Annotated in this window: 27 protein-coding genes and 1 pseudogene; 26 read left to right on the forward strand and 2 right to left on the reverse strand. The window is 42.6% G+C overall.

What is annotated here, in order from left to right; all coding sequences use genetic code 11:
• From BN6628_RS26345 to BN6628_RS00080, 6 genes and pseudogenes are all read left to right on the forward strand, one after another.
• Nucleotides 1-229 (forward strand): annotated as a pseudogene (locus BN6628_RS26345) (hypothetical protein); the annotation flags it as partial.
• 147 nt (nt 230-376) lie between these two features.
• Nucleotides 377-769: a PrgI family protein gene (locus tag BN6628_RS00060; RefSeq protein ID WP_068612497.1), complete on the forward strand. Its 393-nt coding sequence runs from the start codon at nt 377-379 to the stop codon at nt 767-769.
• Complete coding sequence (locus BN6628_RS00065; protein ID WP_068612499.1) at nt 729-3,089, forward strand: VirB4-like conjugal transfer ATPase, CD1110 family; 2,361 nt, start codon at nt 729-731, stop codon at nt 3,087-3,089. The genes BN6628_RS00060 and BN6628_RS00065 overlap by 41 nt, the downstream gene beginning before the upstream one ends.
• Complete coding sequence (locus tag BN6628_RS00070) at nt 3,086-4,786, forward strand: C40 family peptidase (protein WP_068612503.1); 1,701 nt, start codon at nt 3,086-3,088, stop codon at nt 4,784-4,786. The genes BN6628_RS00065 and BN6628_RS00070 overlap by 4 nt, the downstream gene beginning before the upstream one ends.
• 8 nt (nt 4,787-4,794) lie before the next feature.
• Nucleotides 4,795-5,457: a hypothetical protein gene (locus BN6628_RS00075; protein WP_148449247.1), complete on the forward strand. Its 663-nt coding sequence runs from the start codon at nt 4,795-4,797 to the stop codon at nt 5,455-5,457.
• Nucleotides 5,458-5,469: 12 nt separating this feature from the next.
• Nucleotides 5,470-5,769 (forward strand): hypothetical protein, encoded by a 300-nt coding sequence (locus BN6628_RS00080; RefSeq protein WP_187386095.1) that lies wholly within the window; start codon nt 5,470-5,472, stop codon nt 5,767-5,769.
• A 155-nt stretch (nt 5,770-5,924) separates the two neighbouring features.
• Here the strand turns inward: BN6628_RS00080 and BN6628_RS00085 are convergent, their stop codons facing one another.
• Nucleotides 5,925-6,251 (reverse strand): helix-turn-helix domain-containing protein, encoded by a 327-nt coding sequence (locus BN6628_RS00085; RefSeq protein ID WP_068612509.1) that lies wholly within the window; start codon nt 6,249-6,251, stop codon nt 5,925-5,927.
• A gap of 465 nt (nt 6,252-6,716) precedes the next feature.
• On the opposite strand from BN6628_RS00085, the gene BN6628_RS00090 reads away from it, so the two are divergent.
• From BN6628_RS00090 to wrbA, 8 genes are all read left to right on the forward strand, one after another.
• Nucleotides 6,717-7,034 (forward strand): YolD-like family protein, encoded by a 318-nt coding sequence (locus BN6628_RS00090; RefSeq protein WP_082926719.1) that lies wholly within the window; start codon nt 6,717-6,719, stop codon nt 7,032-7,034.
• Between the two features lie 95 nt (nt 7,035-7,129).
• A complete protein-coding gene (locus BN6628_RS00095; RefSeq protein WP_068612515.1) occupies nt 7,130-7,402 on the forward strand; it encodes an aspartyl-phosphate phosphatase Spo0E family protein in 273 nt (90 codons plus the stop codon).
• Between the two features lie 535 nt (nt 7,403-7,937).
• Complete coding sequence (locus BN6628_RS00100; protein WP_068612518.1) at nt 7,938-8,723, forward strand: TrmB family transcriptional regulator; 786 nt, start codon at nt 7,938-7,940, stop codon at nt 8,721-8,723.
• Between the two features lie 81 nt (nt 8,724-8,804).
• A complete protein-coding gene (locus BN6628_RS00105) occupies nt 8,805-10,277 on the forward strand; it encodes an MFS transporter (protein WP_157692445.1) in 1,473 nt (490 codons plus the stop codon).
• A gap of 29 nt (nt 10,278-10,306) precedes the next feature.
• Entirely contained in the window at nt 10,307-11,104 is a 798-nt protein-coding gene (locus BN6628_RS00110) for an inositol monophosphatase family protein (RefSeq protein WP_068612519.1), read from the forward strand.
• A 203-nt stretch (nt 11,105-11,307) separates the two neighbouring features.
• Nucleotides 11,308-12,189: a helix-turn-helix domain-containing protein gene (locus BN6628_RS00115; RefSeq protein ID WP_204249251.1), complete on the forward strand. Its 882-nt coding sequence runs from the start codon at nt 11,308-11,310 to the stop codon at nt 12,187-12,189.
• A gap of 229 nt (nt 12,190-12,418) precedes the next feature.
• On the forward strand, nt 12,419-12,838 hold the full coding sequence (locus BN6628_RS00120) for a nuclear transport factor 2 family protein (protein ID WP_068612522.1): 420 nt from the start codon (nt 12,419-12,421) through the stop codon (nt 12,836-12,838).
• Between the two features lie 212 nt (nt 12,839-13,050).
• Nucleotides 13,051-13,668: an NAD(P)H:quinone oxidoreductase gene (gene wrbA / locus BN6628_RS00125; protein ID WP_068612525.1), complete on the forward strand. Its 618-nt coding sequence runs from the start codon at nt 13,051-13,053 to the stop codon at nt 13,666-13,668.
• Nucleotides 13,669-14,564: 896 nt separating this feature from the next.
• Here the strand turns inward: wrbA and BN6628_RS00135 are convergent.
• Complete coding sequence (locus BN6628_RS00135; protein ID WP_068612535.1) at nt 14,565-14,765, reverse strand: hypothetical protein; 201 nt, start codon at nt 14,763-14,765, stop codon at nt 14,565-14,567.
• Nucleotides 14,766-14,878: 113 nt separating this feature from the next.
• Here BN6628_RS00135 and BN6628_RS00140 point away from each other — a divergent pair, with 113 nt between their 5' ends.
• From BN6628_RS00140 to BN6628_RS00205, 12 genes are all read left to right on the forward strand, one after another.
• The gene (locus BN6628_RS00140; protein ID WP_068612538.1) at nt 14,879-15,067 is read left to right on the forward strand and encodes an aspartyl-phosphate phosphatase Spo0E family protein; all 189 of its coding nucleotides are present in this window, start codon (nt 14,879-14,881) and stop codon (nt 15,065-15,067) included.
• Nucleotides 15,068-15,129: 62 nt separating this feature from the next.
• The gene (locus tag BN6628_RS00145) at nt 15,130-15,963 is read left to right on the forward strand and encodes an ArdC family protein (RefSeq protein ID WP_068612541.1); all 834 of its coding nucleotides are present in this window, start codon (nt 15,130-15,132) and stop codon (nt 15,961-15,963) included.
• A gap of 214 nt (nt 15,964-16,177) precedes the next feature.
• Complete coding sequence (locus tag BN6628_RS00150; protein WP_068612545.1) at nt 16,178-16,363, forward strand: hypothetical protein; 186 nt, start codon at nt 16,178-16,180, stop codon at nt 16,361-16,363.
• Nucleotides 16,364-16,618: 255 nt separating this feature from the next.
• Nucleotides 16,619-17,392 (forward strand): ParA family protein, encoded by a 774-nt coding sequence (locus BN6628_RS00155; RefSeq protein ID WP_068612548.1) that lies wholly within the window; start codon nt 16,619-16,621, stop codon nt 17,390-17,392.
• A complete protein-coding gene (locus BN6628_RS00160) occupies nt 17,373-17,642 on the forward strand; it encodes a hypothetical protein (protein WP_068612552.1) in 270 nt (89 codons plus the stop codon). The genes BN6628_RS00155 and BN6628_RS00160 overlap by 20 nt, the downstream gene beginning before the upstream one ends.
• Before the next feature lie 2,304 nt (nt 17,643-19,946).
• Nucleotides 19,947-20,303, forward strand: coding sequence for a hypothetical protein (locus BN6628_RS00175; protein ID WP_068612561.1), 357 nt, complete (start codon nt 19,947-19,949; stop codon nt 20,301-20,303).
• Between the two features lie 232 nt (nt 20,304-20,535).
• Nucleotides 20,536-21,477 carry a tyrosine-type recombinase/integrase gene (locus BN6628_RS00180; protein WP_068612565.1) on the forward strand — a complete coding sequence of 314 codons (942 nt, stop codon included), beginning with the start codon at nt 20,536-20,538 and terminating at the stop codon, nt 21,475-21,477.
• Nucleotides 21,478-21,491: 14 nt separating this feature from the next.
• Nucleotides 21,492-21,818, forward strand: a complete 327-nt coding sequence (locus BN6628_RS00185; protein ID WP_068612569.1) for a hypothetical protein — start codon at nt 21,492-21,494, stop codon at nt 21,816-21,818.
• A 4-nt stretch (nt 21,819-21,822) separates the two neighbouring features.
• Nucleotides 21,823-22,062, forward strand: a complete 240-nt coding sequence (locus tag BN6628_RS00190; RefSeq protein WP_068612573.1) for a hypothetical protein — start codon at nt 21,823-21,825, stop codon at nt 22,060-22,062.
• Nucleotides 22,063-22,064: 2 nt separating this feature from the next.
• Entirely contained in the window at nt 22,065-22,802 is a 738-nt protein-coding gene (locus BN6628_RS00195; RefSeq protein ID WP_068612575.1) for a Fic/DOC family protein, read from the forward strand.
• A gap of 438 nt (nt 22,803-23,240) precedes the next feature.
• Nucleotides 23,241-23,567, forward strand: a complete 327-nt coding sequence (locus BN6628_RS00200; protein ID WP_068612577.1) for a plasmid mobilization protein — start codon at nt 23,241-23,243, stop codon at nt 23,565-23,567.
• Nucleotides 23,568-23,573: 6 nt separating this feature from the next.
• Complete coding sequence (locus tag BN6628_RS00205; protein WP_068612579.1) at nt 23,574-25,046, forward strand: relaxase/mobilization nuclease domain-containing protein; 1,473 nt, start codon at nt 23,574-23,576, stop codon at nt 25,044-25,046.
• Nucleotides 25,047-25,055 lie beyond the last annotated feature (9 nt).

The following is a 25,055-nucleotide window of genomic DNA, read 5'->3' on the forward strand; positions in this document are numbered from 1 at the left end:
ATCAGGAACCGGAAAAAGGTTCGTAATGGATTACGCGGCGGTTTGCTTGCAGGGGATCATCATTATCGTAGGTTGTGTGATATATGCCGCGATCATGTCAGAAGTTACCTTTGGAGGGTTTACTGGCGGGGGAGACATTGAGCTTTGGAAAGGAATGTTATCTTGTTTAGCGCTGCTGCTTGTAGTTATTAAATCGGGGGCTTGGGCTAGAAAACTGACGGGAGCCTGATATTTAGGCTCTAACGTATACAAATAAATAAGTCGCAGCCTATAAGTAGCTTAATTTTGTATAGAAAAAGTGAGCCGGCCACTGTCCAGGAGATCCAATTTTGTATACAGGTTGGCCGCGCTCCGATCTTTCAGAAGGGAGACCAATATGATAGAAATTCGCATTCCAAAAGAAATCAGAACGTATAAGGAGAAGCTTTTCTTCGGCCTTAATTTGCGCCAATTGGTCTGTACGTTAATTGCGATTGTTGTTAATGTTCCTCTTTATTGGTTTGGCCGGGATATCGTGGGGCCGGATACAGCAAGTTGGATAGTTATTTTTATAGCCATGCCGCTGTTTATGATCGGGTACTTTTCCTACAACGGGATGACATTTGAACAGTTTATCAAGTCGGTCATTCAACAGGAAATCATATATCCGCAAAAGCGGAAATACGTAACTGTAAATTTGTTTGAAGTATTGTCCAATACGAAGGAAAAGGAAAAGGGGGAGAGTGGCCGTGCTGTTCAAAAGAAAAAAAGAAGCAAAAAAGAAGGTTAGGATTCCGAAAAGCACACAACAATCTATTCCCTACCAACGTGCATATGAGGATGGAATTTTACAACATGGAAAGAACCGATACTCTAAAACCTTCTCTTTTCGGGATATCAATTACCAAGTTGGAAAGCAGGAGGACCAGGAAGAAGTCTTTGCAAAATACTGTGAATTCCTGAATTTCTTTGATAACTCAATTGATCTTCAAGTTACTATTGTGAATAAAAATTTTGACAAAGCGGATTTTGAAGAAAAGCTTATCGTTAAGAGCAGGGAAGATGAACTTGAACCTTTCCGGGCTGAATACAATGCCATGCTTAAAAAGAAAATCATTGGTGGAAAGAATGAGATCAAGAAAGAGAAGTTTATTACTATCTCCCTTGAATCAGCGAATGTTGAGGAAGCAAGAAACTCCTTTGTACGAATGGAAAGCGAAACGCAGAACGTATTTAAGCGGATGGGAAGTTCTATTTTAGGGCTAGATTTGGACCAACGATTGGAATTGCTTCACGATATTTACAGAATGGGACAGGAAGGGCATTTTCGCTATGATCCGGCCGAACACGGCCGAAAGGGTTTGGGAACAAAAGATTTGATTGCACCAGATGGGCTGACCTTTAAACGCGATCACATGATCATTGGTGATAAATTCGCAAGAGCTATTTATATAAAGGACCTTCCGACTTTTTTAAATGACAAGTTCCTGAGTGACATATCTGACTTCTCTTTCAATGTTATGTTGAGCATGAATATCAAGTCGGTGGACTCCTACAAGGCTCTAAGGATCGTTAAAAAGCAGATTACGGGCATGGAAGCCAACAAGATCGAGTATCAGAAGCGAAGCTTGAAAAACGGTTATCTGGAAGCATTCATACCACATGAATTAAAACATTCGTTGGAAGAAGCTAAGGAACTCCTGGATGACCTCATTAATAAAAATCAAAAGATGTTTTTGACGAACATTGTTATCGTACACTTTGCCGATGATCTCGACAGTTTGAATAAAGACGGTAAAGAAATTGTTGCGATTGCTAACAAGTTTCTCTGCCAAGTAGGGACGCTCCATTATCAGCAGGAAGATTCCCTGAACTCATGTATTCCTTATGGTCTAAATTTAATTAAGGCATCGAGGACTTTGACAACCGAGAGCACGGCCATCTTTATGCCGTTCACCAATCAGGAGCTTTTTCAGGAAAACGGGATGTATTACGGCCTGAATGCCGTTTCCAGAAATCTTATCATGTTCAATCGTCTGAGTTTAAAGAACCCCAATGGTTTTATTTTGGGAACGCCGGGATCGGGTAAGTCGTTCGCGGCAAAGCGTGAAATGATCAATGTACTTCTTAATACGGATGATGATGTAATTATTATTGACCCGGAGCGAGAATATACAAGGCTCGTAAGCAATTTTAAAGGCGAGGTCATCCATATCTCTGCCGGATCAAAAAATTATATCAATCCTCTGGATATGACAATGGACTATGCGGACGAAGACGATCCACTTCTGCTGAAATCGGATTTTATTTTGTCTCTTTGCGAAGTTATTGTCGGTGGCCGTTATGGTCTTACGCCGCGGGAAAAGTCTATTATTGACCGTTGCTTGAAGCTCACTTATCACGATTATTTACAGACTTTCGATCCTAAAGATGTACCGACACTTTACAACTTCTATGAGCAGTTAAAAGCGCAAGACGACGACGAGGCTACACAGTTGGCTACAGCGTTAGAATTATACGTTAAAGGCAATTTGTCTGTATTCTCCAATAAAACGAATATCAACATTAATAACCGATTTGTTTGCTTCGACATTAAGGACTTGGGGAAGCAGCTTAAGACGATGGGAATGCTTATTGTTCTTGACCAAGTATGGAACCGTATCACCTTGAATCGTAGCAAGGGTAAGCGCACATGGATTTATATGGACGAAATTTATCTGCTTTTTGCCAATGAGTATTCGGCCAACTTCCTTTTTGAGCTTTATAAGCGGGCTAGAAAATGGGGTGGTGTACCAACGGGGATTACTCAGAACGTCGAGGACCTTCTCAAATCGGAGCTTGCCCGGAGGATGCTTTCTAATTCAGACTTCCTCATGATGCTGAACCAGGCTCCATCAGACCGTAACGAGCTTGCGGAACTGCTTAATATATCGGACACTCAATTATCTTACGTGACAAATGCAGACAGCGGCCAAGGGCTATTATTTGTAGGGAACGGGATTATTCCTTTCAAAGATGAATTCCCGAGGAACACGAAATTATACAACATGATGACTACGAAAGTAGAAGAAGTGACCGAGGTAACGAGAGCCAAGGAGAAGCTTGCATGAAGAAAATTTATGTAAAGGCTAACCTTAAACGCAATCTGAAATTGAATCGGATCACTTCTGCGATTCCCTCCGATGCTACAGGAGGGATTCGCGTTAGATTTAGGGAGAATTTAAAGGCGCGTCTTAAACAGGTTCCCAAGCAAACTACGCAATCTTTAATTAGAACAGTAGATCCGTACCATGCCGAAGAGATTGATTCCGGGGTTGATTCTCTCCTTACAACCAAAAAAGCAGTAGATCAGACGAAATCGCATTATAAACGGGCGAAAAAGGCGGTGCATACAGCCCATCGCCTGAAAACAAAGGTTTCTGCAAGAAAGAGTGGAAGAACACGTCCCATTTATGCCGCAAAGAAAATTAAAGGAATGCAGACAACAAATGCTGGCGGTGTAGCTCAGGTCAACAAACTAAAAACTTTGAACAGCAAGTTTGTCCCAAGAAACAAATATGCTTTCAAAATCAAAAGTGGAATCAAAAAAACGTTCTCCTCTAAAGCCTTAAAGAGAGTAGCAGCACAAGCAATGAAGAAAATGGCAATGGCAGTAGTCACGAACCCGAAAGTAATGGTCATAGGTGCTATTGTCGGCTTAGTTTTTTTCTTGCTCTTGTCTGTTACAAGCAGCTTAGGCGGTTCGGCCAGTTCGGCCGGATCATTCTTTATGACTGATTCAGATACAGCGAAGAAATACAAGGATGTTGTAGAGGAATTAAATGATGCCTTTACCCAAAAAATTGAATCATACAGAAGCAGTGGTTATGACGATGTGCGAATAGATTACATGAACGAAGAAGGAATGCTCCGGGTTAGTTGGGTTGAAATTTTCGCGATTGTGGCCGTTAAGTTCGAGCAAGACTTAACCTTTACGGATAAACATGAATCGTACATGACTTCGCTTTTTGATCAATTCAATAAAATCCAAACAAAGACTGAGACATATACGGTTTCTGTGTGTTCCTCCAATGAGGAAGGGGAAACTTCATGTCACGATGAAACTCGTACACGCTTAATAGTTCAGGTTTATATGTACGATATGGAAGATATCTTTGTCAAGATCGGATTTAATGAGGAACAACGAGAATGGGCTAGACGATTGGTTACTTCCGGCGCTATTCAGGAACAGTTTCCTGAGCTTGCAGGTAACTTTGGAGGTGGGGGCGAACCCGGGCCGGGTGGGGGCTTAACTCCTGAAGAACAAGCCGAAATCATAAAAAATATAGGTGGAGATATTAATAAGGCAAGGAAGCAGCTTATCGAAACGGCCATCACTTTAGAAGGGAAGGTAAAGTATTTTTGGGGTGGAAAAAGCGGTCCTGGATGGAATAGTAAGTGGGGTACGCCAGTTATGGTAACTGCCCCCGGAGATAACACCACAGGCACATTACAGCCATATGGCCTTGATTGTAGTGGGTTTATAGATTGGGCCTTTAAAACGGCTGGATTAGGGACTTCGTTTTCAGCAGGAGGAACCTCTTACCAATGGGGCAAAACATACTCTATTAGTAAAGACGAAATGATACCCGGCGATTTGATATTTAAAAATATACCGGGTCAAGGTGGGGTCAATCATATCGGGATTTTTATCGGGAAAGATTCAAAGGGGAATTATTTATATGTTCATTGTGCGGGTAGTACCGGAGTTGTCATAAACAGCTATAAGGGATTTAAGTACCCGAGACGACCATTATTGTTTAAGTGAGGTGATTTATGATGAAACGAAAGATCATTGCTTTTTTTGTTGTCATCGCGTTTTTGGGATTGACCGGGATTAGCCAAATAACACATGCGGAAGAAGCAGTTAACCCTCCAGCGGGTTCACCTTCCCAACAGAAAAAATTGAATGTTGAGTTTTCAGCCCAAGTCCCGAAGGGATTTGAAAGTACCATTCTTATTAATTTGATGTCTGATGCAAAGGAAAACAGCATGGTGCGGCTGGATAAGATAAACCAATATTTGAACCAAAGAGAAGTAAAGCCCGGAAACTATAAAGTCGATTTTATAAACATCGTTGGTGAGAATGCAAATAATTATGATATCAAGGCTCCCGAGCAAATCAATGTGCCTGAGAACACGACTTCAAGCATACCTTTTAAATTGGAGATTGCATTAAAACCGAATTCTACTAAAGCTGTCCCTGATGAAGAAACATTTATAAAGAAGATGGACCAATCGCTCTCCCCTAAATCAGATCGTCCTTCGATAAAAGAACCGGAGGTAAAGGAAACAATCGTTGCCCCTACGAAAGAAGAACGTTCGCAACCTGCTTTACCTTTCAATGTCGTTATTAGCGGTTTGGTTATCGTGGTTTTGGTGCTTCTAATCTTTCTATATAAACAGAACAGCTATAAGCATGATTATTATGATTGCTAGGAGGTTTTGTTGATGATGGATGAAGAAAAAAAATTATTGAAGCTACTAGAAAGAGAAGAATCGTTGATTAAGAAAAAAGAGAAAATCGAGGAAGAACTTAAGAGGGTTTCCAAACAAATTAAGGATACCGAGCATCAAATTAAGGTTAAGAACATCGAAGACACCATTGTGATTCTAAATGATCACGGAATTAATCTCAAAGACGTAATCAAGGAAATCCAGAAGGGTACTTTTAACCATTTGAAACAACAGCAACCAGTACCACAGGATTCAGTTGAACAAGAGAGACAACCGATTCCATTAGCTGAATAGATCGTATACATTTTTGAAGCAGCAGTTCCCCTGATCCGGGAAGCTGCTCTTTTTCTATGTATACAAAATCGACTTCCGGATCTCACTGGTGATGAACTTTTTGTATACAAAAAAACGAGCTGCAGCAGCTCGCCAGGTTTGATTTTGTATACAGTTTATGGAGTGAACATTTCCTTTAAAACCCGGAAGGCTCGCTGTTGATCGGCGACACTCTGATTTTTCAATAAAAGAACACAGTCCCAGATCGCTTCATAATCCTTCAATTGTTCAAATTGATCGCCCGTAAAGAAGGCATAGATACTCACGTCTAGCGCAGCAGCTATCCTTTCGAGAGTCAAAAGCTGGACGTTTTGCTCTCCTCGTTCCAAGCGGCCAATATAAGTTCCTGATGTATCAATAGCTTCTGCAAGTTGCTCCTGCGTTAAGTTTTGTTTTAAACGATAATGTCGGATTTTGTCCCCGAGTGCTTTACCTATTTCCATCAGATACACCTCAATAAAAGTTTAGGTTAAAGACTCGAAGCTTGGCAGGTTATTGAAAGTTCGTTTTACATAGTCTGTATTGAACTTATAAGTTCAGTAAGATATAATTTCCATAGATAGAATGTGCTTACTTTTTGTAAAGGGGTGTATGAATCTGTCGAAAAAAGTTCAGTTTGAATATGAATATTACACCAGTTCATATGTTCCCGAGCCGATCCCAAAAGTTGTAAAGTTAATTTGGAAGGTAGGTGCTGTGATCGAGGAATGCTTTTATATTGGCGTATTAATGACTGGCTTCCTTGGATACATCTGCTGGGGCACTATGATTCTTAGATTCTGTTAATTAGTGTTCACGTTTATTCGGAGCAATATACTAATTGAGTTCATTCAGTATGTTGTGTGTTGCAATAACAAAAAAACACCATCATAATAGGAACATATATTCCTATTTTGGAGGTGTTTTTCTTGGAAAAGATTAATTTGTGGAGTAGTAAATTCATTTTGCCTGAACACCGGGAAGCAATGATTGCATACGATCGAGAAAGCCGTCGTAAGATTAAACCGAATTTGGACGAGCAAGAGAAAACTGCAATTGAACAACAGCTTCATGCTTCTTTTTATTCTCGGACTCCCATTTGTTTAAAGGTTTTTGGTGATTATGAGGATCGTTATGTACAGGGTGTAGTCATACATATGGAGCCGCGGTTGGATTACGTCAAAGTTGCGCTCGATAATGAAAGTTGGGAACTGATTCCGTTTTCTGCCATACTAGGTGTCGAATAAACAGTAAAACAACACGCTAAACCCGAACGTTTAAACGATGGCCATAGAACCGGTAGAGGAATAAAACCGAACAATCATAAAGAGGTAGACCCGGAGTGAAAGGTTGGTCTACCTTTTTGCATTCTATGGCCGAAGGGGCTGATAGTGTGAATTTGTACGAACTAAGAATGAACATAGAGAGAGAGCGTGAACTGCTTTGCCTCTTTGTTTCTGAATACGGTATTTTAGATAGCCGAACATTGTCTAAATCCCAAGAAATAGACATTTTGATTAACCAGTATAACGCTTGCGTTATTGAAAATAAAAAGCCGATTGCTGCGGGGCAATCGACGCTTGAAGCGAGAAACTTTCCGGGTCACTCGCATTAATATCGTAGCATAGACAGGATTAAATCGGAACGCGATGCAAGTCCTATTCACAGCCCTATCCTTTACAGGCTTTCTATGGCTCTTAAGGCCCGTTCTTTTGGAATTAGGGCAATCACCCTAATATTCATTTTCAATCGCTCTGAAGGCGTTCAGAATTGTAAACTTTATATTATAATGTCGCTCACTTGATAGTATTTTGTCGGTTTTAACAAGCAAGAATTAAGCTGCCAATCTGGTTTTGATAATGCGCAACTAAATGGGGCCCTTGATCAGAAATATCGCTGAATCAAGGGTCTTTGATTTTAAGCGAAGGTAGTGAATCAAATATTTTTGAGGGAAAGAAATATGGTGTAACGTCTTTGTGGTGGGTTTTGGTAGATAATGTATCTGTTAATGGCTCAGGGTTTTTGATTCCGTAGGATGATCTCATTAAAATACCGAGTGAGAATTAATATCCAAACTCATATTGACATTACCGAAAATTGTAGTAGTATTTAATAATACTAACATAACTGAGATGAGGAGGTACCACCTATTGATCGAAGAACTTCGTAGAATCGGTCTATCCGACTTAGAAGCTCGCTGTTATTACGCACTGCACCAGGAGCCGAATCTCTCTGGATATGAGGTCGCCAAGCACGTATCCGTTTCTAGGACGAACGTATATGCGGCACTTCGCTCCCTGACAGATAAAGGAATGTGCCGGGTCATCGAGACCGATCCAGTTTTGTATGATGCGGTACCCATTGAGCAACTTGTCCGGCTGCTGCAATCTGATTTCGAGCAGACATCTAAAGCCCTGTTGAAGCAGATGCAATCACCGCCAAGAAAAAGTACCTCATTCTACACCTGGCAGGGAGATGGGCCCATTCGAATAGCGATTCAGCGTCTGGTCGCCAATGCACATAGAAGTATCGTCGCCGATATTTGGGCTGAAGACTTGCACTGGTGTGAAGAATGGCTGCTAGAGGCTGAGAGCCGCGGGGTGTCTGTCACACTCATCTCGATTGGTGAATGCCATACCAACTTGAGAAATGTTCTGGTGCACAAGCGTAGCGAGGAATGGCAAGGTCTTGAATCCCGGAAGTTCTCACTGTTGTGTGATAAGGGTTCCGCCTTGCTTGGTAGCTTCGGCAGCGCTCATAAGCTGTCAGTACTGGAGACCGATCACCCATCGCTCATCGAAATGCTACAGAACGGCTTCTACCATGATCTAATTATGGAGCAGATTGAAAAAGATTTTGGCCGTGAGCTCAATACCCGATACGGCAAAAATTATGAACAGATCATCGAACCATATAGGGATTACTTGAACACATAAGTGTTCCCTTTTTTTGCAGCATTATTAGTGGTATTTATGAATACAACATATAATCTAAAGCATAGTAAGGAGAGGTTATACGTGAAAACAATTACTCAGGAATTCAGACAGGGGACTGATCCAAAACGTTGGTGGGCTCTGGCTGTACTGCTGCTCGGGACATTTATGGTCATCCTTGATTCATTTATTGTCAATGTCGCTATTCCGACCATCCAGGAGCAGCTCCATGCGAACGGTACACAAATCCAGTTCATTGTCGCTGCTTATGTGCTAAGTTATGCCGTTCTGCTTATTACAGGTGCCCGGCTGGGTGACTGGCTCGGAAGGAAAACCATGTTTATCACCGGCATGCTGATTTTTATCATATCTTCGGCCCTTTGCGGCATGTCGTCCAGTGCTGATTTTCTAATATTCTCACGGGTTCTTCAGGGTATAGGGGCCGCAATACTGATTCCTCAAGTACTTTCCATCATACAAGTGGTTTTTCCTGCTGAAGAGAAAGGCAAAGCCATTGGTTTTTACGGGGCGGTAAGCGGCCTTGGCTTAGTTGCAGGCCAGATCATTGGTGGAGTTATGCTTCATCTCAACCTGTGGGGTCTCGGCTGGCGTTCGGTTTTCCTTATTAATGTACCTATCGGTATTCTGGCTGTGTTGGCTATTATTCCGTTGGTCCGAGAATCCCGTTCAACTGAGAAGAAGGGAATTGATCTGGTCGGTATCCTAATTCTCACGCTAACCCTGCTTTTACTCATCTATCCTCTTGTCGTAGGCAGTGAAGCCGGATGGCCTTTATGGGTGTTCTTCTGCTTCGCAGGTTCTATACTCTGCTTTACCCTGTTCCTCTTCTATGAACAGCGGATGATCCGTAGCGGCAAGGCACCTCTTGTGCCTGTGTCCATTTTCTCGGAGCACAGCTTCCGCTATGGCGTCTTTACGATATTGACATTTCAAGTCGGAAACAGCGGCTTCTTCCTGGTTACCTCATTGGCTCTGCAGGAAGGACTTCACCTTACTGCGATGCAATCCGCTCTGGCCTTTATGCCGATTGGTGTCGCCTTCTTCCTAGGCTCGCTGCTGAGTCCCAAATGGGCCAAAGCAGGAATCCCAGTGCTTCGGTGGGGTACGCTTGTCTCTTTGGTATCCTATATTGCGATCGCCTTTATTGGCTTTTCCTCTGCCGCTGATTTGAATTGGCAGTTGTTCCTTGTCCCGTTCTTCTTTGCCGGCCTTGGTCAAGGGCTCGTCGGAGCGCCGCTCATGGCCACCATCATGTCGGGCGTTGGCAGTAAGTTTGCGGGTTCGGCTTCAGGTATTCTCAGTACATTCATGCAGACGGCAAATGCACTGGGTGTAGCTGTTATAGGCTCCCTCTTTTTTAGTTCCTTATCCGGTCAGGGGGGCTCAACTGACGGGGGTGCAGTGAACTCATACATCCATGCTTATAACCTAGCCATGTTCTGTGTGATTGCATTGTCAGTCGTTACATTTATATTAATTGTTCGATTGAAGGCATCTAAAGCAAAACCAGTAAAGGCCAAGGCAGCAGTAAACTAATCCCACCTAAACTAAGGAGCTGATCAGTTATGGTCATAGTGAATCACGAAGAAATCAGAGACGTATTCGCATTTGTAGGGAAGGAGCTTCTGGCTAATTACAGTCACAGGGAAGCTCCTGCCGACAGGGAGGAAATGTTTGAACGATTCACGGCTGCCAACGAGTGGGCCGAAGAGGAGATCAAGAAGTTCTTACTGGACCGTTATCCAGCAGTCCATTGGTCTGATGCGGAACTTGTATTCGAAAAGCAGAAAACTCCTGAGTTTAGAGGAGCCTATTGGGTGCTTGATCCAGTCGATGGGGGCATGCACCTGCACCAGGGGTGCGCCTTCTGGGGAATGTCCCTGTGTCTGGTGGAGAATGGGCAGCCATCCTATGCCCTCGTCTATGATGCTTACCGAGATGAATGTTTCCATGCGTTCCACGGCCAAGGTGCTTTCCTTAACGGAGAACCTACCCAGATTGCCCGTAAAACCAGAGTCCATGATTCCCTGCTCGTAACCGCTCCTCCAGCCGTGATTGTGGAGGACCCTGTTAATACGGAGCTAACGATCTGGAGTATTGGGAAGCTGCTTCCTGAAGCTTTCGCGGTACGCCTGCTGGGTTCTGTAGCGCTGCAACTCGCTTATGTAGCGTGTGGACGAATGGACGCTTACTGGGAATATGGGGAACAGCTGTATGACTGGATGGCTGGCGCATTGATCGTTAAGGAGGCCAAGGGAAGCGTTACGGATATCCGGGGACAGGAATTTACCTGGGGATCCATCGGAATTATTGCAGGGAACGAACCCCTGCGACAAGAAATTCAAACTCTGCTTATGCGTTAGCAAGCCGGCGGGGGCACTTTACACGACCTATAAATGTCAGTAGGGAGAAACAGCGTGATGGGCTGGGCCTCTCTACTTTTGCATCACCGAATCTGGAAACCAACAAACCGAAATTATTATAGATTTGCATTCTGTTACCTTTGGCGGGATAAGTGCTATACTTTTACTTAACAGATACAATTTAGTCGGAAAGGGATCGGGAGATGACGACAAACCATAATTTGAGACGATTTTCCTCAATCGATAGTAAGCCGATACGATCGAGTGATTATTTGGGATGGACATCATTCCGCCTGACCGAATGGCATCAAATCTCTCCCAATGAAGCTTATGACGATACGGTGTCTTCCAAGCACCTAATTACCATACTGGGTACTGCCAGACCTGTGCAACTCCATACACTCGAACAAAATGAGATTAGGAATAACCTGACTCGTTCTGGTGATTTACAGGTGATTCCCATTCACACGCAGATGCATTGCAGGTGGGAACAGCCCCTTTCCTTTTTGAAAATAGAGATTCTTCCTTCCTTCCTTGATGAGATAGCGGAGCAATCAGGTTTCGGCAAAGTTAACAATTTAACATTGGCTAGCCGTCTTTTTACTCAAGACCCGAAGCTTCTACAGCTGAGCAGATGGATGGCCGAAGAAATGCACAACGGTGGGAGTGGAGGCAGGCTATATTTCGATTCCCTGGCGAATATGACAGCGGTACATCTTCTACAACACTATACGCCTTCTCTTGGGAAAGGCATCAAGCCTGACAAATTGAGCAATACTCAAACCTCCCGCATTATCGAATATATGCATACGAACTTAGAACGGGATTTGTCTCTGGATGAACTGGCAACTGTCGCTAACTTAAGTTTGTCTCAATTTGTTCGGGTGTTCAAAAAGGAAATGGGCTTAACACCCCATCAATATTTAATTGCACTGCGGATAGAGCGTGCAAAGACATTAGTCCACTGCGGCCGACTCGGAATAAAAGAGATTGCGGTCCAGCTCGGGTTCTCTGATCAAGGTCATTTTACTAGGTTATTCAAAAGGATAACCGGTTTGACACCGATGCAGTATGCCAAACGCTGACTGAGTGAGAAATCACTTTATCAGCGTTTTTTGTTTACTTCATAAGAGAGACGGGGGGATTCTCACAATACTGAACTCCAACTCTTAATGTTTATTACTGAACATTACTCACGTAATTCTCGTGCGCATTTTAGCCAAAAACTAACGCATTTTGTTCAATACCCTCCGATGGGACCCAGCTATACTTACAATAGTCCTTAACCAGAACTAAGGAAAGGGGGAATAGAACATGAAGGAACAAGAGGTTGTTATCCGTTTCTTGGAAGCGGAGGCGAAGCAGGACGTTCAAGTAATGGCCGGCTTGATGGCAGATGATATCGTCTACGAAACCCCGTTTGCTCTACCAGGGGTACCGGAACGTGTTGTTGGAAAAGAGACACTCGCTGATATGCTGGAGCAGTTCATTGGTAAAGAAGGCGGTATGTACGCAACCTGGAGTATTTATAATATACGGATTTATCCCTCTTATGAGCCTGGACTCTTGACGGCCGAAATGGATGGGCAAGGGATCGTGGCTGGGAGTGAACATCTTTACCGGCAATCTTATATCAGTCTGTTTCGCGTAACTGATGGACGCATTAGTCTGTGGCGTGAGTACTTCAATCCGCTTGCTCTTCAGCAGGCGCTAGCTTCTCTCCATACTGGATAATGGAGCGGCCTATATCAGAAATAACTGACAGTACACTTACTTTGGGCTAGTCCGCATTCAGATTTAAAGCAGCTCGATTAACTACTTATTTAATGCTACTCACATGCATCTGTTCTTGTACTATTTATTCAAGCTATCGGAATTCGGTTTCGAGACCGCAATCTGTCTGAAGCTTATTGAGAGCTTCTACATATGTACAGGAGGAAGAAAAGATGAGCAAAGTGAAGTTAACAATTCTTTATTATAGTTCCACGGGAACGAACTACAGAATGGCCCGGGCCGCCGAAGAAGCAGCCAAAGAAGCAGGAGCAGAAGTACGACTCATTCGAGCCGCAGAGTTGGCGCCAGCAGCAGCTATTGAATCTAATCCGGTCTGGAACTCCCACCTCAAAGAAACCGCAGAAGTACCCATTGCGACTTTAGATGATATCGGCTGGGCCGATGCAGTCATCATCAGCACTCCGACTCGTTTTGGCAACGTAGCCGCCCAGTTAAAGCAGTTCCTCGATACAACTGGTGCACTATGGGCCAAAGGAAAGCTGGAGAATAAGGTTGTTTCCGCCATGACGAGTGCCAGCAATGTGCACGGCGGGCAGGAAGCGACAATTTTGTCCCTGTATACCAGCTTGTATCACTGGGGAGCGATTGTCGTTGCCCCAGGTTATACGGATTCTTCTGTAGTCCTTGCGGGAGGGAATCCTTACGGAACAAGTCTGACTACAGACATGAGCGGTAATTTCGACGTTAATGGACTATCCGCCGTTAAGCACCAGGCCCGGCGTGTCATCTTTGTTGCCGAGGCACTGCAAAAAGGATGGGGAATCTGCTAATAGGGATTATCTGCCTATACCAAGAAATATACTTTAAAGAGGTCTATCCGATATGGGTAGGGCTCTTTCTTGATGAGCTGAATTCTAAAATATAAAGGTAAATGAATTACTTCGAAATGAAGGATAACGGTTCAACGTCATTATAGTATAAAGAAAACGACAGAAAAGTATTAAAAATTAGTAGGGTAATCATATAATTTACCGACAAAATAAAATAAAGTTTACAAGAATGCTTAGGAACGGACTATTCTTTTGCACTCTTCTTTTGCTTGGTCGTGTAAATCATTAGCCACAAGTGGTATGGAATTGCGATCAAGGAATAAATAGCGAATATTAAACTAAACACTGTTTTATTATCGAACGTTTGGGATTGAATATAATTTCCAGCGATGTACACCAATAGAGCCGTTAAAAATACGTATTTATTGTACGCTGAACCATGCTTACATCTTAAAATAACTGCATGACACCAACCAATAAGGAACAACACGGCTAGAACTAATATTATCTCCATTCCAAATCCTCCCTTCTACTAATTATCAATAGTATACCCAATTTACTAATGGACATAGACCTTAAAAGCAAGAAAAGGTAAAGAAAACAGGTGTTATAATCCCCCGGTTCACCGTCCCTAAATCCCAAGCGACCCCGGAAAGGGCGTCCGGGTTCCATTGTGATTCTTAACGGGACTCGCTGGAAGAAAAACCATTAGGGTAATGCTCAAACATCATGGTTTTCTCCGTTCCGCTATCGCTCCATCTTCGCAAACCATCATGTTCTACGAAGCAAAGCAAGAACCATGATTCCTCTACGCTTCGCTCCGTTTCATCATCGTTCTCAGGGCTTCAAGTGAACCAGGATGGTGTGGTTAGAACCGGCATAAAGTCGGTTCTTTTTTATTTGAAACGCTTTTTCGCCTTTTGCCTCCGCATGGTAACAGGTAGCAACGGCACTAAGAAAAAAACGCGCCGGGTCCCCGGCCCAACACGTTTTTTCCTAAGTGCCGTAGCCAGATCGTCAAGGGGCAAAAAACTTTTTTCTTCCATCGAAAGAATCAAAGCGGAAGAAAAAAGTTTTTGTGCTGATCCCTTGACCATCCGGCTATGCTCCTGTTCCCAAGCTTCGCAAGAAAAGGCGAAAAAATCGCCCTTTCGGGACCCGATGCCATGCGGAGTCAAAATTCAAAAAAGCTGCTATGTGAGGTGATTTCTTGGAGGAATTATTAAGACAAATCGAAACCGAAAGGAAAAAAATGCACAATCTAGCCAGGCAATATGGACTGGCCGCACCGGAGGTTCTGGAGCAATCGCAGTTACTAGATGGGCTATTAAATGCTTATCTGGATGCAATGCCAACCAACCAAAACAATAAAAGGCCGCATTGCTTAAGGGAGCAATAGCGACCGGGGCGAAGATTTTGGACCCTTCGCCCCTCCATTATAACACATAAGGAGAGGTTAAAATGAGCGAAAAAATTTATGAAATGATAACAAACCGAATGATACAACTTTTAGAGAAGGGGATAGTTCCTTGGCGCAGACCTTGGAGAGTGGGGGCGGCCGTTAACTGGAAAACACAAAAGTCCTACCGTGGAATTAATACAATGCTGTTGGAACCGGGAGAATACGCAACCTTCAAACAAATTAAAGAAGCCGGGGGTACTGTCAAAAAAGGCGAGAAAGGAAATATTGTTGTTTTCTGGACTTGGCTAGAAAAGGAAGATGAAGACAGTGGTAAGGAAGTTAAAATACCGTTTTTGCGCTATTACAATGTATTCGATATCAATAAGCAATGCGAAGGACTGAAGAGTAAACGGGATGACCAGACATTTGAGCATGATCCCATCGAGGCAGCAGAAAAAATTTGTGAAGGTTACAAAGATGCACCACGAGTGACCTTCGCTTCTGGACGGGCCTTCTATCGGCCGTCAACGGACTCGGTAAGCGTTCCTCCAATCTGTGATTATGCAAAGGCAGAAGAATATTATAGCACCCTGTTCCACGAGCATGTTCATAGCACAGGCCATGCAAAACGCTTGAATCGTTCAGGTATAACCGAGCTTGCCGCCTTTGGTGACGAGAGTTACAGCAAGGAAGAACTGGTCGCAGAAATTGGAGCAGCTATGCTTTGCGGAGTGGCAGGTATTGATAATAGTACCTTAGACAATAGCGCTGCTTATGTGGGTAGTTGGTTGCGGGAGTTGAAGGATGATAAACGGTTGATTGTTCAAGCGGCAGGGCAGGCACAGAAAGCTGCTGATTATATACTAGGCGTTACGTTTGAGGGAACAGATTAATTACGAGGAAGCGCGGCCCCCAATCGGGGCCCCTTCCCCGATTGGGGGCAGTTCGCCCAAAAGCGTATACAAAAAACGAACCTGGAGAGCTGCTTCAGCTCACATTCTGTATACAAAAAGGTCATAGACGGCGAGATCCGGATCTGAATTTTGTATACATAAATAGAGTGATTTGGCCCCGATCGGTCACGGCCAGTCAAAAGGAGTGTATACAATGACAACCGTAGAAGAATGGGAATACGCTTGGAACAGTTACATTTTTCGGTTGAAAAGACTTGAAGAACTCAAAGCTATGGGACGATACGGATATCAGCTTAGAATGCCGTATTTGGCACTAGAGACCGCAAAAGAAAGGCTACGGCAGATTGACCCGGACTTCTGCAAACAGCTTAAAATATAAGGAGGAATGGAGCCTATGTATAAGCACGGCAAACGAATCAACGGCACTTTCTATGTTCGCACACGGGCAGGTAACTGGATCAGTTTACGCTTATTAATCCATCCTTAAACCTGTAAATACAGGAATACATATGTACACCTGTACGTACAGTTGTACATATGTATGTACAGGAACCCAGCGAAATTTTTTCCTCTTATCTTTGTTCTTATGATATAATACAGTTATACAGTTTTGTTATTAATCGGAGGTGTCGTGATGGGCCTTGTTATTAGTTTCGGCATACAGAAAGGTGGAGTCGGGAAGACGACAGCTTGTGCCATAACTGCACATTTGCTTTCTAAGGAAGCTAAAGTCCTGGCTATTGACTTTGACAGCCAAGGTAATTTGACCGAGTTTCTTACACGCCGTGATATTTATGATTTCACGAAGCAGACGATTTTGGAAGCCATTCAGGAAAAGAACCCAACTCCATATATTGTAAGGATAACTGACAATTTAGATTTGATTCCAGCAGAAGACATCCTTTCTACATTTAGTCGCTGGCTATATCGTGACTATAAAGGCGATGCTACCCAAGCCCTCCGTAAAACTCTGGATATGGTCAAAGAGCGTTACGATTACATCTTAATTGACCTTCCTCCGAACCTTGGTGATCAAACAATTAACGGGCTTACTGCAAGTGATTACGCTGTGGTAATTTTACAGACAGAACCGTTCTGCTATTCAGCCTTAGAACGCTATCTTGAAACTTTAGCTATTGTTCAACAGCGGACGAACGAAAGGCTTGCTCTGGCTGGAATCCTGATCGCAATGAGTGATTCCCGTACAAGTATAGATAACTCTATTGTTGAAAAGGCACGCGAAGAGTACGGGGAAATGGTTTTCGATAATATTATCAAACGCCGCAGCCGCATAAAGGAATTTGTTCTTGAGGGCATCCAGGATAGCACAAAGTCCGACCAAACTGTTCTTGAACCATATATCGAGTTTGTGAAGGAGTTGAAGGATCGTGTCCACCAAAGCAGATAAGTTCAAAAACCTTATGCGTTCCCCGGCAGGGGCGCAAGAAAGCAAGGCTGAAATAATCAAAGATGCGGAGTTAGCTAATAGCCCGGCCAATGAACTTGTACAGATCAGCGGGAAAAAGAAGGCCACATTTGAGCTTGATGCTGAACTGCACAGATGGTTAAAGGTTCATGCCCTGACGATAAACAAAGACATGGTTCAGATTATTGAAGAACTATTGCGGAGATATCGTAGTGAAACAGAGAGAAGATAAACACCATGTATTCCTGTACAGTTGTATGTACAGGAATTAGACCTGTATTCCTGTACATATGTACATCTGTATGTACAACCGTACATATGTACATATGTATGTACATCCATACGTATGTACATGTGTACAGCCAGATGTACATACGTATGTACAGACGTACATACAGTTATACAGTTTTAATAAACTGTATTAATATCTAGTAGATTATGCTAGAATAAAGGCGAAAGTTTTGTAATGTTAATAACTAAAATAGCCATTGTTTCAGCGGCTCGGTGCTGGGAACACCGATGCTGCCCCGTCCGATTTAGTAGATCGGCGAAACAGGCGCTTTCACAATGACTTTTGTCCTTCTATTATATACTCTTTTTGATGAACGATTCAAGAGGTGTATTTAATTAGGCGTGTTTATTTGTGGGACCCTGTTTTCCTTTATTAAAGGAGGCCAGGGTCCTTTTTATTTATCACAGCTAGACATACATAGAAAAACCGAATAAGAAAAGGCGCTCAGTCTATTTTTGAAAAAATAGTAATTGAGGGCTTGCTTTCCTATTGCCAAAATAAGGAACAAGCCAAGGTAAGTTTCGCCGACTTGGTGGGATCAGGAGACCACGTTAAAAGACCTGCCTGAACCATGAGGCGAGCCGGGGGCTAGTGGTTTGGTGTTGTCGGGGGTTGTCACGTACTGGCCGTGACCACTTGCGCCGGATGCTGGGCGCGAAGTGAAGCTTCATACTACAAGTCTGCCTACCTAACCGGGGGCAGACATCCCGGCAAAAACGAAGCGCCACCCGTATGAGATGTGACTCCATCGAGGGTGTGCGACCGTTCCGAATAGTACGTGGTACATGCTCGATAGAACCTTGCTGGAAACCGTTCAAGGGAGAGTAGACTACGGTTTGAGAAGTCGCTGAAAAAGCTGTGGCAGCGGATTGGTCATAGGGACCGTAACCAATCCGGGGGCAAGCCCCCATAAGTAAGCGAGCCGCATATTGCGGCGTGGCAGAAACAACTCCTGGGAGCCGTTCCCCAATGCGTGACGGCCGAGCCATTCTGTGCATCTTATCCCCAAGGCATATTTTTTTTTGATGTGCCTTACGGGATAAGGTGAACTGTGTCCACCCCGCACGATCCATTCTGGCTCCGGCTTCGCCGTGCGTCAAGTGCTACGGGTGCGATTTATCGACGTAAACAGTTCGCCGTTAAATGTAGGGGCGGGTGTGGGGAGGATGTTTCAATAACTGCGAGCTTTAGCTCGCTACCTTTTATTGTTTCTGTGGATTATTTGAAAGATATTAGGAGGTTATCCACAGGCAGACCTATCCTTTCACCTGCTGGGCCGCACCTGCGGCACAACAACTTTTTTCTGCATGCGATAGGATAAGTTAGTAATTAATGTTATAATCGGTGTAAGAAAATGCCGCTGGAAGGGAGGGCTATATTGGATTCCCTACGGGAAATTTTAATCATTGTGGCTGTTGCAAGTGTTTTATATCCTATGAGGAATTTGCTAGGATTAATCGTTAGGCTTTCGATTTATGGCATGATGGGTTATGTGCTTTTTTCAGGCACAATCAGGGCATGGGATGACAAGATTTTTGTTCTGGTTATGTTAGCTCTCCCGATCCTAATTAATTTACTGTTCAAGTATTTCAAAATAAAACTGCTTAAGACATAAATTTCCGCCTTGAATTCTGGGCGGATTTTTTCGGTACATAAGATAAGTTATGTATGGAAAAATCGCTCAAAACCATTGATTTTCAATACATAACTATGTTATTATGGAAGTATAAATTCGGTACATAACTTTTCTTGTTGAGAAGGGTTGGTAAATTCCTGAACTGAAATGTGTTTTGTTGTTGGGTCATTTGATTGATATTTAGGGTCATATTCTTTCTTATTTGGGTCACGAAGGGAGAGGTGAAAATGCCGCGAAAAACTTCTGCTGATAAACGGCCGCGTTTAGATTGCAGTAGTGGTGTTAAGTCCCGTATAAGGGTTCTGCGTGGACATTTGAATTATAATTCTGACTCCGAGGTTATAGCCTACTTGCTGGCCCTCTACGATGATCATTATGAAAAAATTACTTTACCGAAAGATAAGCTTTATCGAGAAAAAGCGGAATTATTGGAAAGGCAATTGTCGTTTTAAAATTTGTATACAAAATATCGTCCTGGCGTTCAGCTGCAGCTCGATTTTTGTATACAATAAATCAAGTGCCGGCGAGATCCGGAAGACGATTCTGTATACATAAATTTATTCATCTTATGCGGATCGGACGCGGCCAATAAAAAGGAGTGTATACGTGTGTCAGTCAGAACCCCTATACAAGTACCAGAGGAATTAAAGGCCAAAGTAGATGATCTGAAAGAACCCTTCCGCTCTAAGACACACTATGAAGTGATTGAAAAATTGATCGAAAGTCACAATAGTTTTGTAAAATACAAGGAAGATCAGCGGTTAAAAGATCAAAGGGAAAAGGATCGGCAACGCAAAGAATCCGTTGATTTAGGCGAGGAAACGAAAACAAGACTCATTGATTTTATGAGTGCAAACAAGTTTAGAAATGAAGCAGCAGTCATAAATTTTTTGCTTCATCACTATGAAAAATCACAAAGTATTGATAAATCAACATTGGAACTTTACCAAGACCTTATAAAGTAATCGACCATATATGGACTAAACATGAAGGAGATAACCAGCTTTATGGAAAAGCTACTTATGCTTATTGAACGAGCTACAGGTAAGCACATACATTATTGTATTCATCCATCAAAGTTAATCTATCCAGATTACAAGGTGTATCATTGTCGATGTCGTAAAGTGGCTGAACAGGTTCCAACAGGTGATAACTGGTAACTACCATTTGAGAAATAGATAAAGTCGGGTGAAACGAATGACTTCTATGTTGAACAATTATAAAGAATGGCTGGAGGAAGAGGGGTTCAGTATACATTCAGTTGATCGTTACTTGATCGTGGCACAAAGCTTCATAAGTTGGCACAATCAGTTATTAGGAAAAGCTGAATTTTATCCTGAACTCGTTTCTGGTCGTGATCTCCAGGACTGGAAAAAGTATCTTCTGAATGAAGCGACTTATCAAAGGGGTAAGCAGCCGCCTAAAAAATATTCGATAAGCTCCGTAAATAATTCACTAAAATCAATCAGAACATTTTTTAATTTCTTATGTGAATTGGGAGAGATACAGAGTAATCCGGCTTTAAAGGTTAAGGCGCAAAAAACTGCACCGGACTTTGACCAAGACCCAAGATGGTTAGAACGTGCCGAACGAAACAAGCTGCTCCGGGCTATTAATGACGATAAGGTGGCAGAAAAGAATCGCTGGAAATTTACGCGAAATAGAGCAATCGTCTATGTACAGCTTCATGCAGGATTAAGGCTAAGTGAAGTACAGGACCTGGAACCTGAAGATATATCTTTCGAGAGTGGTTACATTTTTGTGCGAGACGGCAAGGGTGGTAAGGCTAGGCGAGTTGAAATGAACAAGGATTTACGTAATGCGTTAGAGGAGTGGATAGCCGAACGGGGAAATCCAAAGACCCGAAAACTGTTCACGTCTTCGCGTGGTGATGGAAAATTAACGAAGCAAGGCATTGAATATTTGTATCATACGTTGGGTGAAAAAACGGGCATTCCTGATTTAACAACACATGTTCCGCGGCATACACTGGCGCACGATCTTGTAGAAGCAGGGTACTCTCTCCAAAGGGTTGCTGACATTTTAGGTCATTCCAATATTAATTACACACGTGTTTACACAAAATCAAGTAAACAGGAAAGAAGGGAAGCTTTAGAAAGCCTTTCCTCTATACAATAAAGGAGTGTGTCTTCATGGAAGCCGGAAACATTTCTGCAATTGCAACAGCCTATCAAATTGCCACTCTCACCTATCCAAGCTTTGAGGTCATCGAGCTTCTTAAGCCTTTACCGTTTGAACGTGTGTTAGAGCTTCTGCTCATTATGCGTCAATCTCCACGGCCTGTTAAATCGCCCTTGAATTTTTTGCGAAGAGCCATACAGGAGAATTGGTCGGCTGAAACAATGCCGGAGAAAGTAAACCGTCACATAGAATACGTCGAAGAGAACTTTTACCTTAAGAAGGGGTATACTATAGATCAGGCAAGAGAAATCGTGCAAGCAAGAAAAAGAGGGGGTTAAGATTATGGGAAAAGTTATAGGCAAGGATTTAAGAAACCGATTTACTTCCAGCAAGCCACATGACATTTCATGGAGAACAGAACAAGTGAAAGTAGATAATTTTATTGAGGGTGTCGTTCCCGATAAGGATATTGAATCCTTTGTAGCGAGATTGGATAAATTGGGGATCAACGAGGCAGAGAAAAGAATTAAAATGATCGGACGTTTTATTAAGGAAAAGGAGAAGGAGAAGGGAGAACATTAACTTTGCCATCATCCCGAAAATTTAATCCAGAACAAAAGATTTATGAATCCTATCTTTATCCCGGAACAGAAGTCTTCAAAAACAAACTTGATGTTCGGGATGAAAAATTATTAGAGCAAGCAGAACTATTTTTTAACGTGGAACGTATACGGCAACCTTTGCCTAAACAAGCGCAAGAACTAACTTATAAAGGTTTCCTAGCCATTCATCATCATTTGTTTCAAGATGTTTATACTTGGGCAGGAAAGCAACGAGATTATACTACTGGTCGGGGGCCCGCGCCGTTTGCTAAACCGGAATTTATTAAACCCTGGATGGATGAACAATTCGCTAAATTAAAGCAGCAGAACTATTTACGAGGACTGAGCAAGAATGAATTTGCTGAAAAAATTGCTCCGATTGTAAATGAAATTAATGCTGCTCATCCATTTATTGAGGGGAACGGACGAACACAAAGACTTTGGCTTCGGATCGTGGCCGAGCAAGCTGGGCATAGACTTGACCTGACAAATGACGACCGAGAAAAATGGTATGAGGCTTCGAGAATTGGTTTTGAACTAATGGATCATAAGCCGATGATTGAACTATTGAAGGAAAGTCTGAACCGAGATAAAACACAGATTCAACAGCAGTATCCAGGCACTTATAGAAAATCTTTGTCTCATAGGATTGATGAAGTTAGAAATCAGCACAATAAGCAGAAGCGCTCTCCGTCAAAGGAAAATGATAAGGAGAGATAGCCTAGCCCACACCTATATCTAAATTGGGTGTGGTTTTTTTTGTTTTTGTTTTAACGAAGTGAGAGCGGCAGGGGCATGGCCGCAATGGCTGGATAGTACAGGGTGCGAGGCTCTTTGTATCCCGAAGGGGCCGGAACAAAGTGGAGGAAGGCGAAGCCTTTACAATGAGAAGCCCTGTGCTAGCCTGTCTGGGCAGCCATGACCGAGAGCGGCAACGGAGTTAAAACGCTTCGTAAGGAAAGCCTAATAAAGCCGTCTTTCTCTTTTAATTAGTCGGCAGAAATGGTAAAATTATGGTTAATCTCGTTTGGTGTTAAGGGATAGCAAGCATTGGAAGTGTAGCCACACTTCCGAAAAACCGCTTGTTAGGGGTTCCCCCTAAGACCCCGATGATTTAGGGCTGTGCCCTAATACCCCTGATAAAGAGAAGGTGATACATTGGCTAAGAATCGCTACAGAGACAAGGAAGTTAAGTTCTTTTGTACGGCTGACGAATTGAATCGCATTGATCAAAAGGCAGCAATTGCAGAATTAGACAGAAGTAAGTACCTCAGAAAAATGGCGCTGGAAGGTTATATTATCAAGAGGGATTTTTCTAGCGTCGAAGAGTTGGTCTACGAGATAAATAAGATCGGAAACAACATAAATCAAATAGCACGTAGAGCAAATGAAGTGGAGTATGTAACTAAAGATGAAATCAGATATTTGAAAAAACAACTTGAAGGAATTTATAGTCAGATTGAAAAGTTCTACGACGAGGGGTGATTTTCTTTGCCATACGTCAAGCAGATAACAATACGGAAAACTTTAAACCGTTCTCTGAAATATATCGTTAATGATAAAAAAACTGACTATGGTTGCTTGGTGACGGGTGTAAATTGTGCTTCCAATGATAGGCTGGCTTATAAACAGATGATCGGTAATAAGAAGAAGTTCAATAAAGAAGCCGGGACGCTCGGATTCCATTTCATTCAATCTTTCAAAGAAAAAGAAATCAGTGATCCGTATAGAGCGCATGAGGTCGGCTTAAAATGGGCCGAAAAAATGTTTGGCGACAAATATCAGTTCATCATTAGCACTCATATGGACAAAGGCCATTACCATAATCACATCATCATAAATTCGGTCGCATTGGATGGAAGAAAGTTCAATGCTTGCAAGCAAAGTTTGCAAGACGCCAGAGACTTTTCAGATGAAGTTGCTCGTGAATACAATTTGAGCATTATTCCCTTTAATGAAAAGTCTGTACCGAAGTCTTATAAAGAATGGAATGAAGAGAAGAAGGGTACTTCGTGGAAAGCACATATACGAGCAGATATTGATGCTGTCATCAAAGAATCTAAATCTTTCGATGAATTTATGATCAAAATGGAGCGACTTGGTTACATCATGAAGCAAGGTCACGTTAAGTATATGACATTCAAAGCTCCCGGAATGGAGAGATCAGTTCGGGGAAAAACCTTGGGGCCTGAGTATACAGAGGAACGGATCAAAGAACGGTTAACGCTTCAACGCTTTAATTTCAATGATGCGGCTACGAAGTTTAAATATCAGTTTAGACATAGCACATCCCGAAAGCAACTTCGAGATGCGGCACAGCAGTACAAATATAGACGTGGTTCTCTTGCAGTCAATTTCATTCTTGCCATAGCGCTTATTAGGACGTTGGCAAACCGTAACGCTGCCGATCGTGAAGGTAATTATCGTGTAAGACGAAATTTCAGCGCTGACATAGAGATATCGAAATTGACTAATCAACTGAAATTTATTACCGACCTTGGATTAAAGTCTAAAGACGATCTTAAGAACTTGGAAGCAGATACCCGTAACCAAATTAAAAATATAACGTCAATTATAAAAGATGCAGAACAATCGAGACAAACTTTGTATCTTGCTTATCGGTCCATAGAGACGTTTAACAAATACAAGCCTTTTTATGAAGAATACCAAGCGGCCTCCTTGAAAAAAGTTCTCCTTAAGAAGAAGTATCATTCAGAACTAGAGACATTTCAAAAGGCTAAAATCCAGCTAGAAAAAATGGGCATTAATGAATCTGAACACAATGAATATCGAAAGAATTTGGAGAACTACGATACTAAAATTGTGCAATTAAAAAACAGGCTTGAGTCAGAGAAGGGGAAATTGTCCAAATTAGCAGAGGTGGAAAATTCCCTGAAACGTAGGAGTACTATGCTGCTTTCTGCTTCCACACGAAATCGGCCACCAAGAGAAACGGAGAGATAAAAACAGAAA

The organism is Paenibacillus tuaregi (assembly GCF_900086655.1).
Taxonomy (GTDB): Bacteria; Bacillota; Bacilli; order Paenibacillales; family Paenibacillaceae; genus Fontibacillus; species Fontibacillus tuaregi.

What these genes read in the sequence shown, in the direction of transcription:
- BN6628_RS00060 (WP_068612497.1), top strand. Translation starts at nt 377, where the DNA reads ATGATAGAAATTCGCATTCCAAAAGAAATCAGAACGTATAAGGAGAAG.
- BN6628_RS00070 (WP_068612503.1), top strand. Translation starts at nt 3,086, where the DNA reads ATGAAGAAAATTTATGTAAAGGCTAACCTTAAACGCAATCTGAAATTG.
- BN6628_RS00075 (WP_148449247.1), top strand. Translation starts at nt 4,795, where the DNA reads ATGATGAAACGAAAGATCATTGCTTTTTTTGTTGTCATCGCGTTTTTG.
- BN6628_RS00080 (WP_187386095.1), top strand. Translation starts at nt 5,470, where the DNA reads ATGATGGATGAAGAAAAAAAATTATTGAAGCTACTAGAAAGAGAAGAA.
- BN6628_RS00085 (WP_068612509.1), bottom strand. Translation starts at nt 6,251, where the DNA reads ATGGAAATAGGTAAAGCACTCGGGGACAAAATCCGACATTATCGTTTA.
- BN6628_RS00110 (WP_068612519.1), top strand. Translation starts at nt 10,307, where the DNA reads ATGGTCATAGTGAATCACGAAGAAATCAGAGACGTATTCGCATTTGTA.
- BN6628_RS00115 (WP_204249251.1), top strand. Translation starts at nt 11,308, where the DNA reads ATGACGACAAACCATAATTTGAGACGATTTTCCTCAATCGATAGTAAG.
- BN6628_RS00120 (WP_068612522.1), top strand. Translation starts at nt 12,419, where the DNA reads ATGAAGGAACAAGAGGTTGTTATCCGTTTCTTGGAAGCGGAGGCGAAG.
- wrbA (WP_068612525.1), top strand. Translation starts at nt 13,051, where the DNA reads ATGAGCAAAGTGAAGTTAACAATTCTTTATTATAGTTCCACGGGAACG.
- BN6628_RS00135 (WP_068612535.1), bottom strand. Translation starts at nt 14,765, where the DNA reads ATGGTCAAGGGATCAGCACAAAAACTTTTTTCTTCCGCTTTGATTCTT.
- BN6628_RS00145 (WP_068612541.1), top strand. Translation starts at nt 15,130, where the DNA reads ATGAGCGAAAAAATTTATGAAATGATAACAAACCGAATGATACAACTT.
- BN6628_RS00150 (WP_068612545.1), top strand. Translation starts at nt 16,178, where the DNA reads ATGACAACCGTAGAAGAATGGGAATACGCTTGGAACAGTTACATTTTT.
- BN6628_RS00155 (WP_068612548.1), top strand. Translation starts at nt 16,619, where the DNA reads ATGGGCCTTGTTATTAGTTTCGGCATACAGAAAGGTGGAGTCGGGAAG.
- BN6628_RS00180 (WP_068612565.1), top strand. Translation starts at nt 20,536, where the DNA reads ATGACTTCTATGTTGAACAATTATAAAGAATGGCTGGAGGAAGAGGGG.
- BN6628_RS00185 (WP_068612569.1), top strand. Translation starts at nt 21,492, where the DNA reads ATGGAAGCCGGAAACATTTCTGCAATTGCAACAGCCTATCAAATTGCC.
- BN6628_RS00190 (WP_068612573.1), top strand. Translation starts at nt 21,823, where the DNA reads ATGGGAAAAGTTATAGGCAAGGATTTAAGAAACCGATTTACTTCCAGC.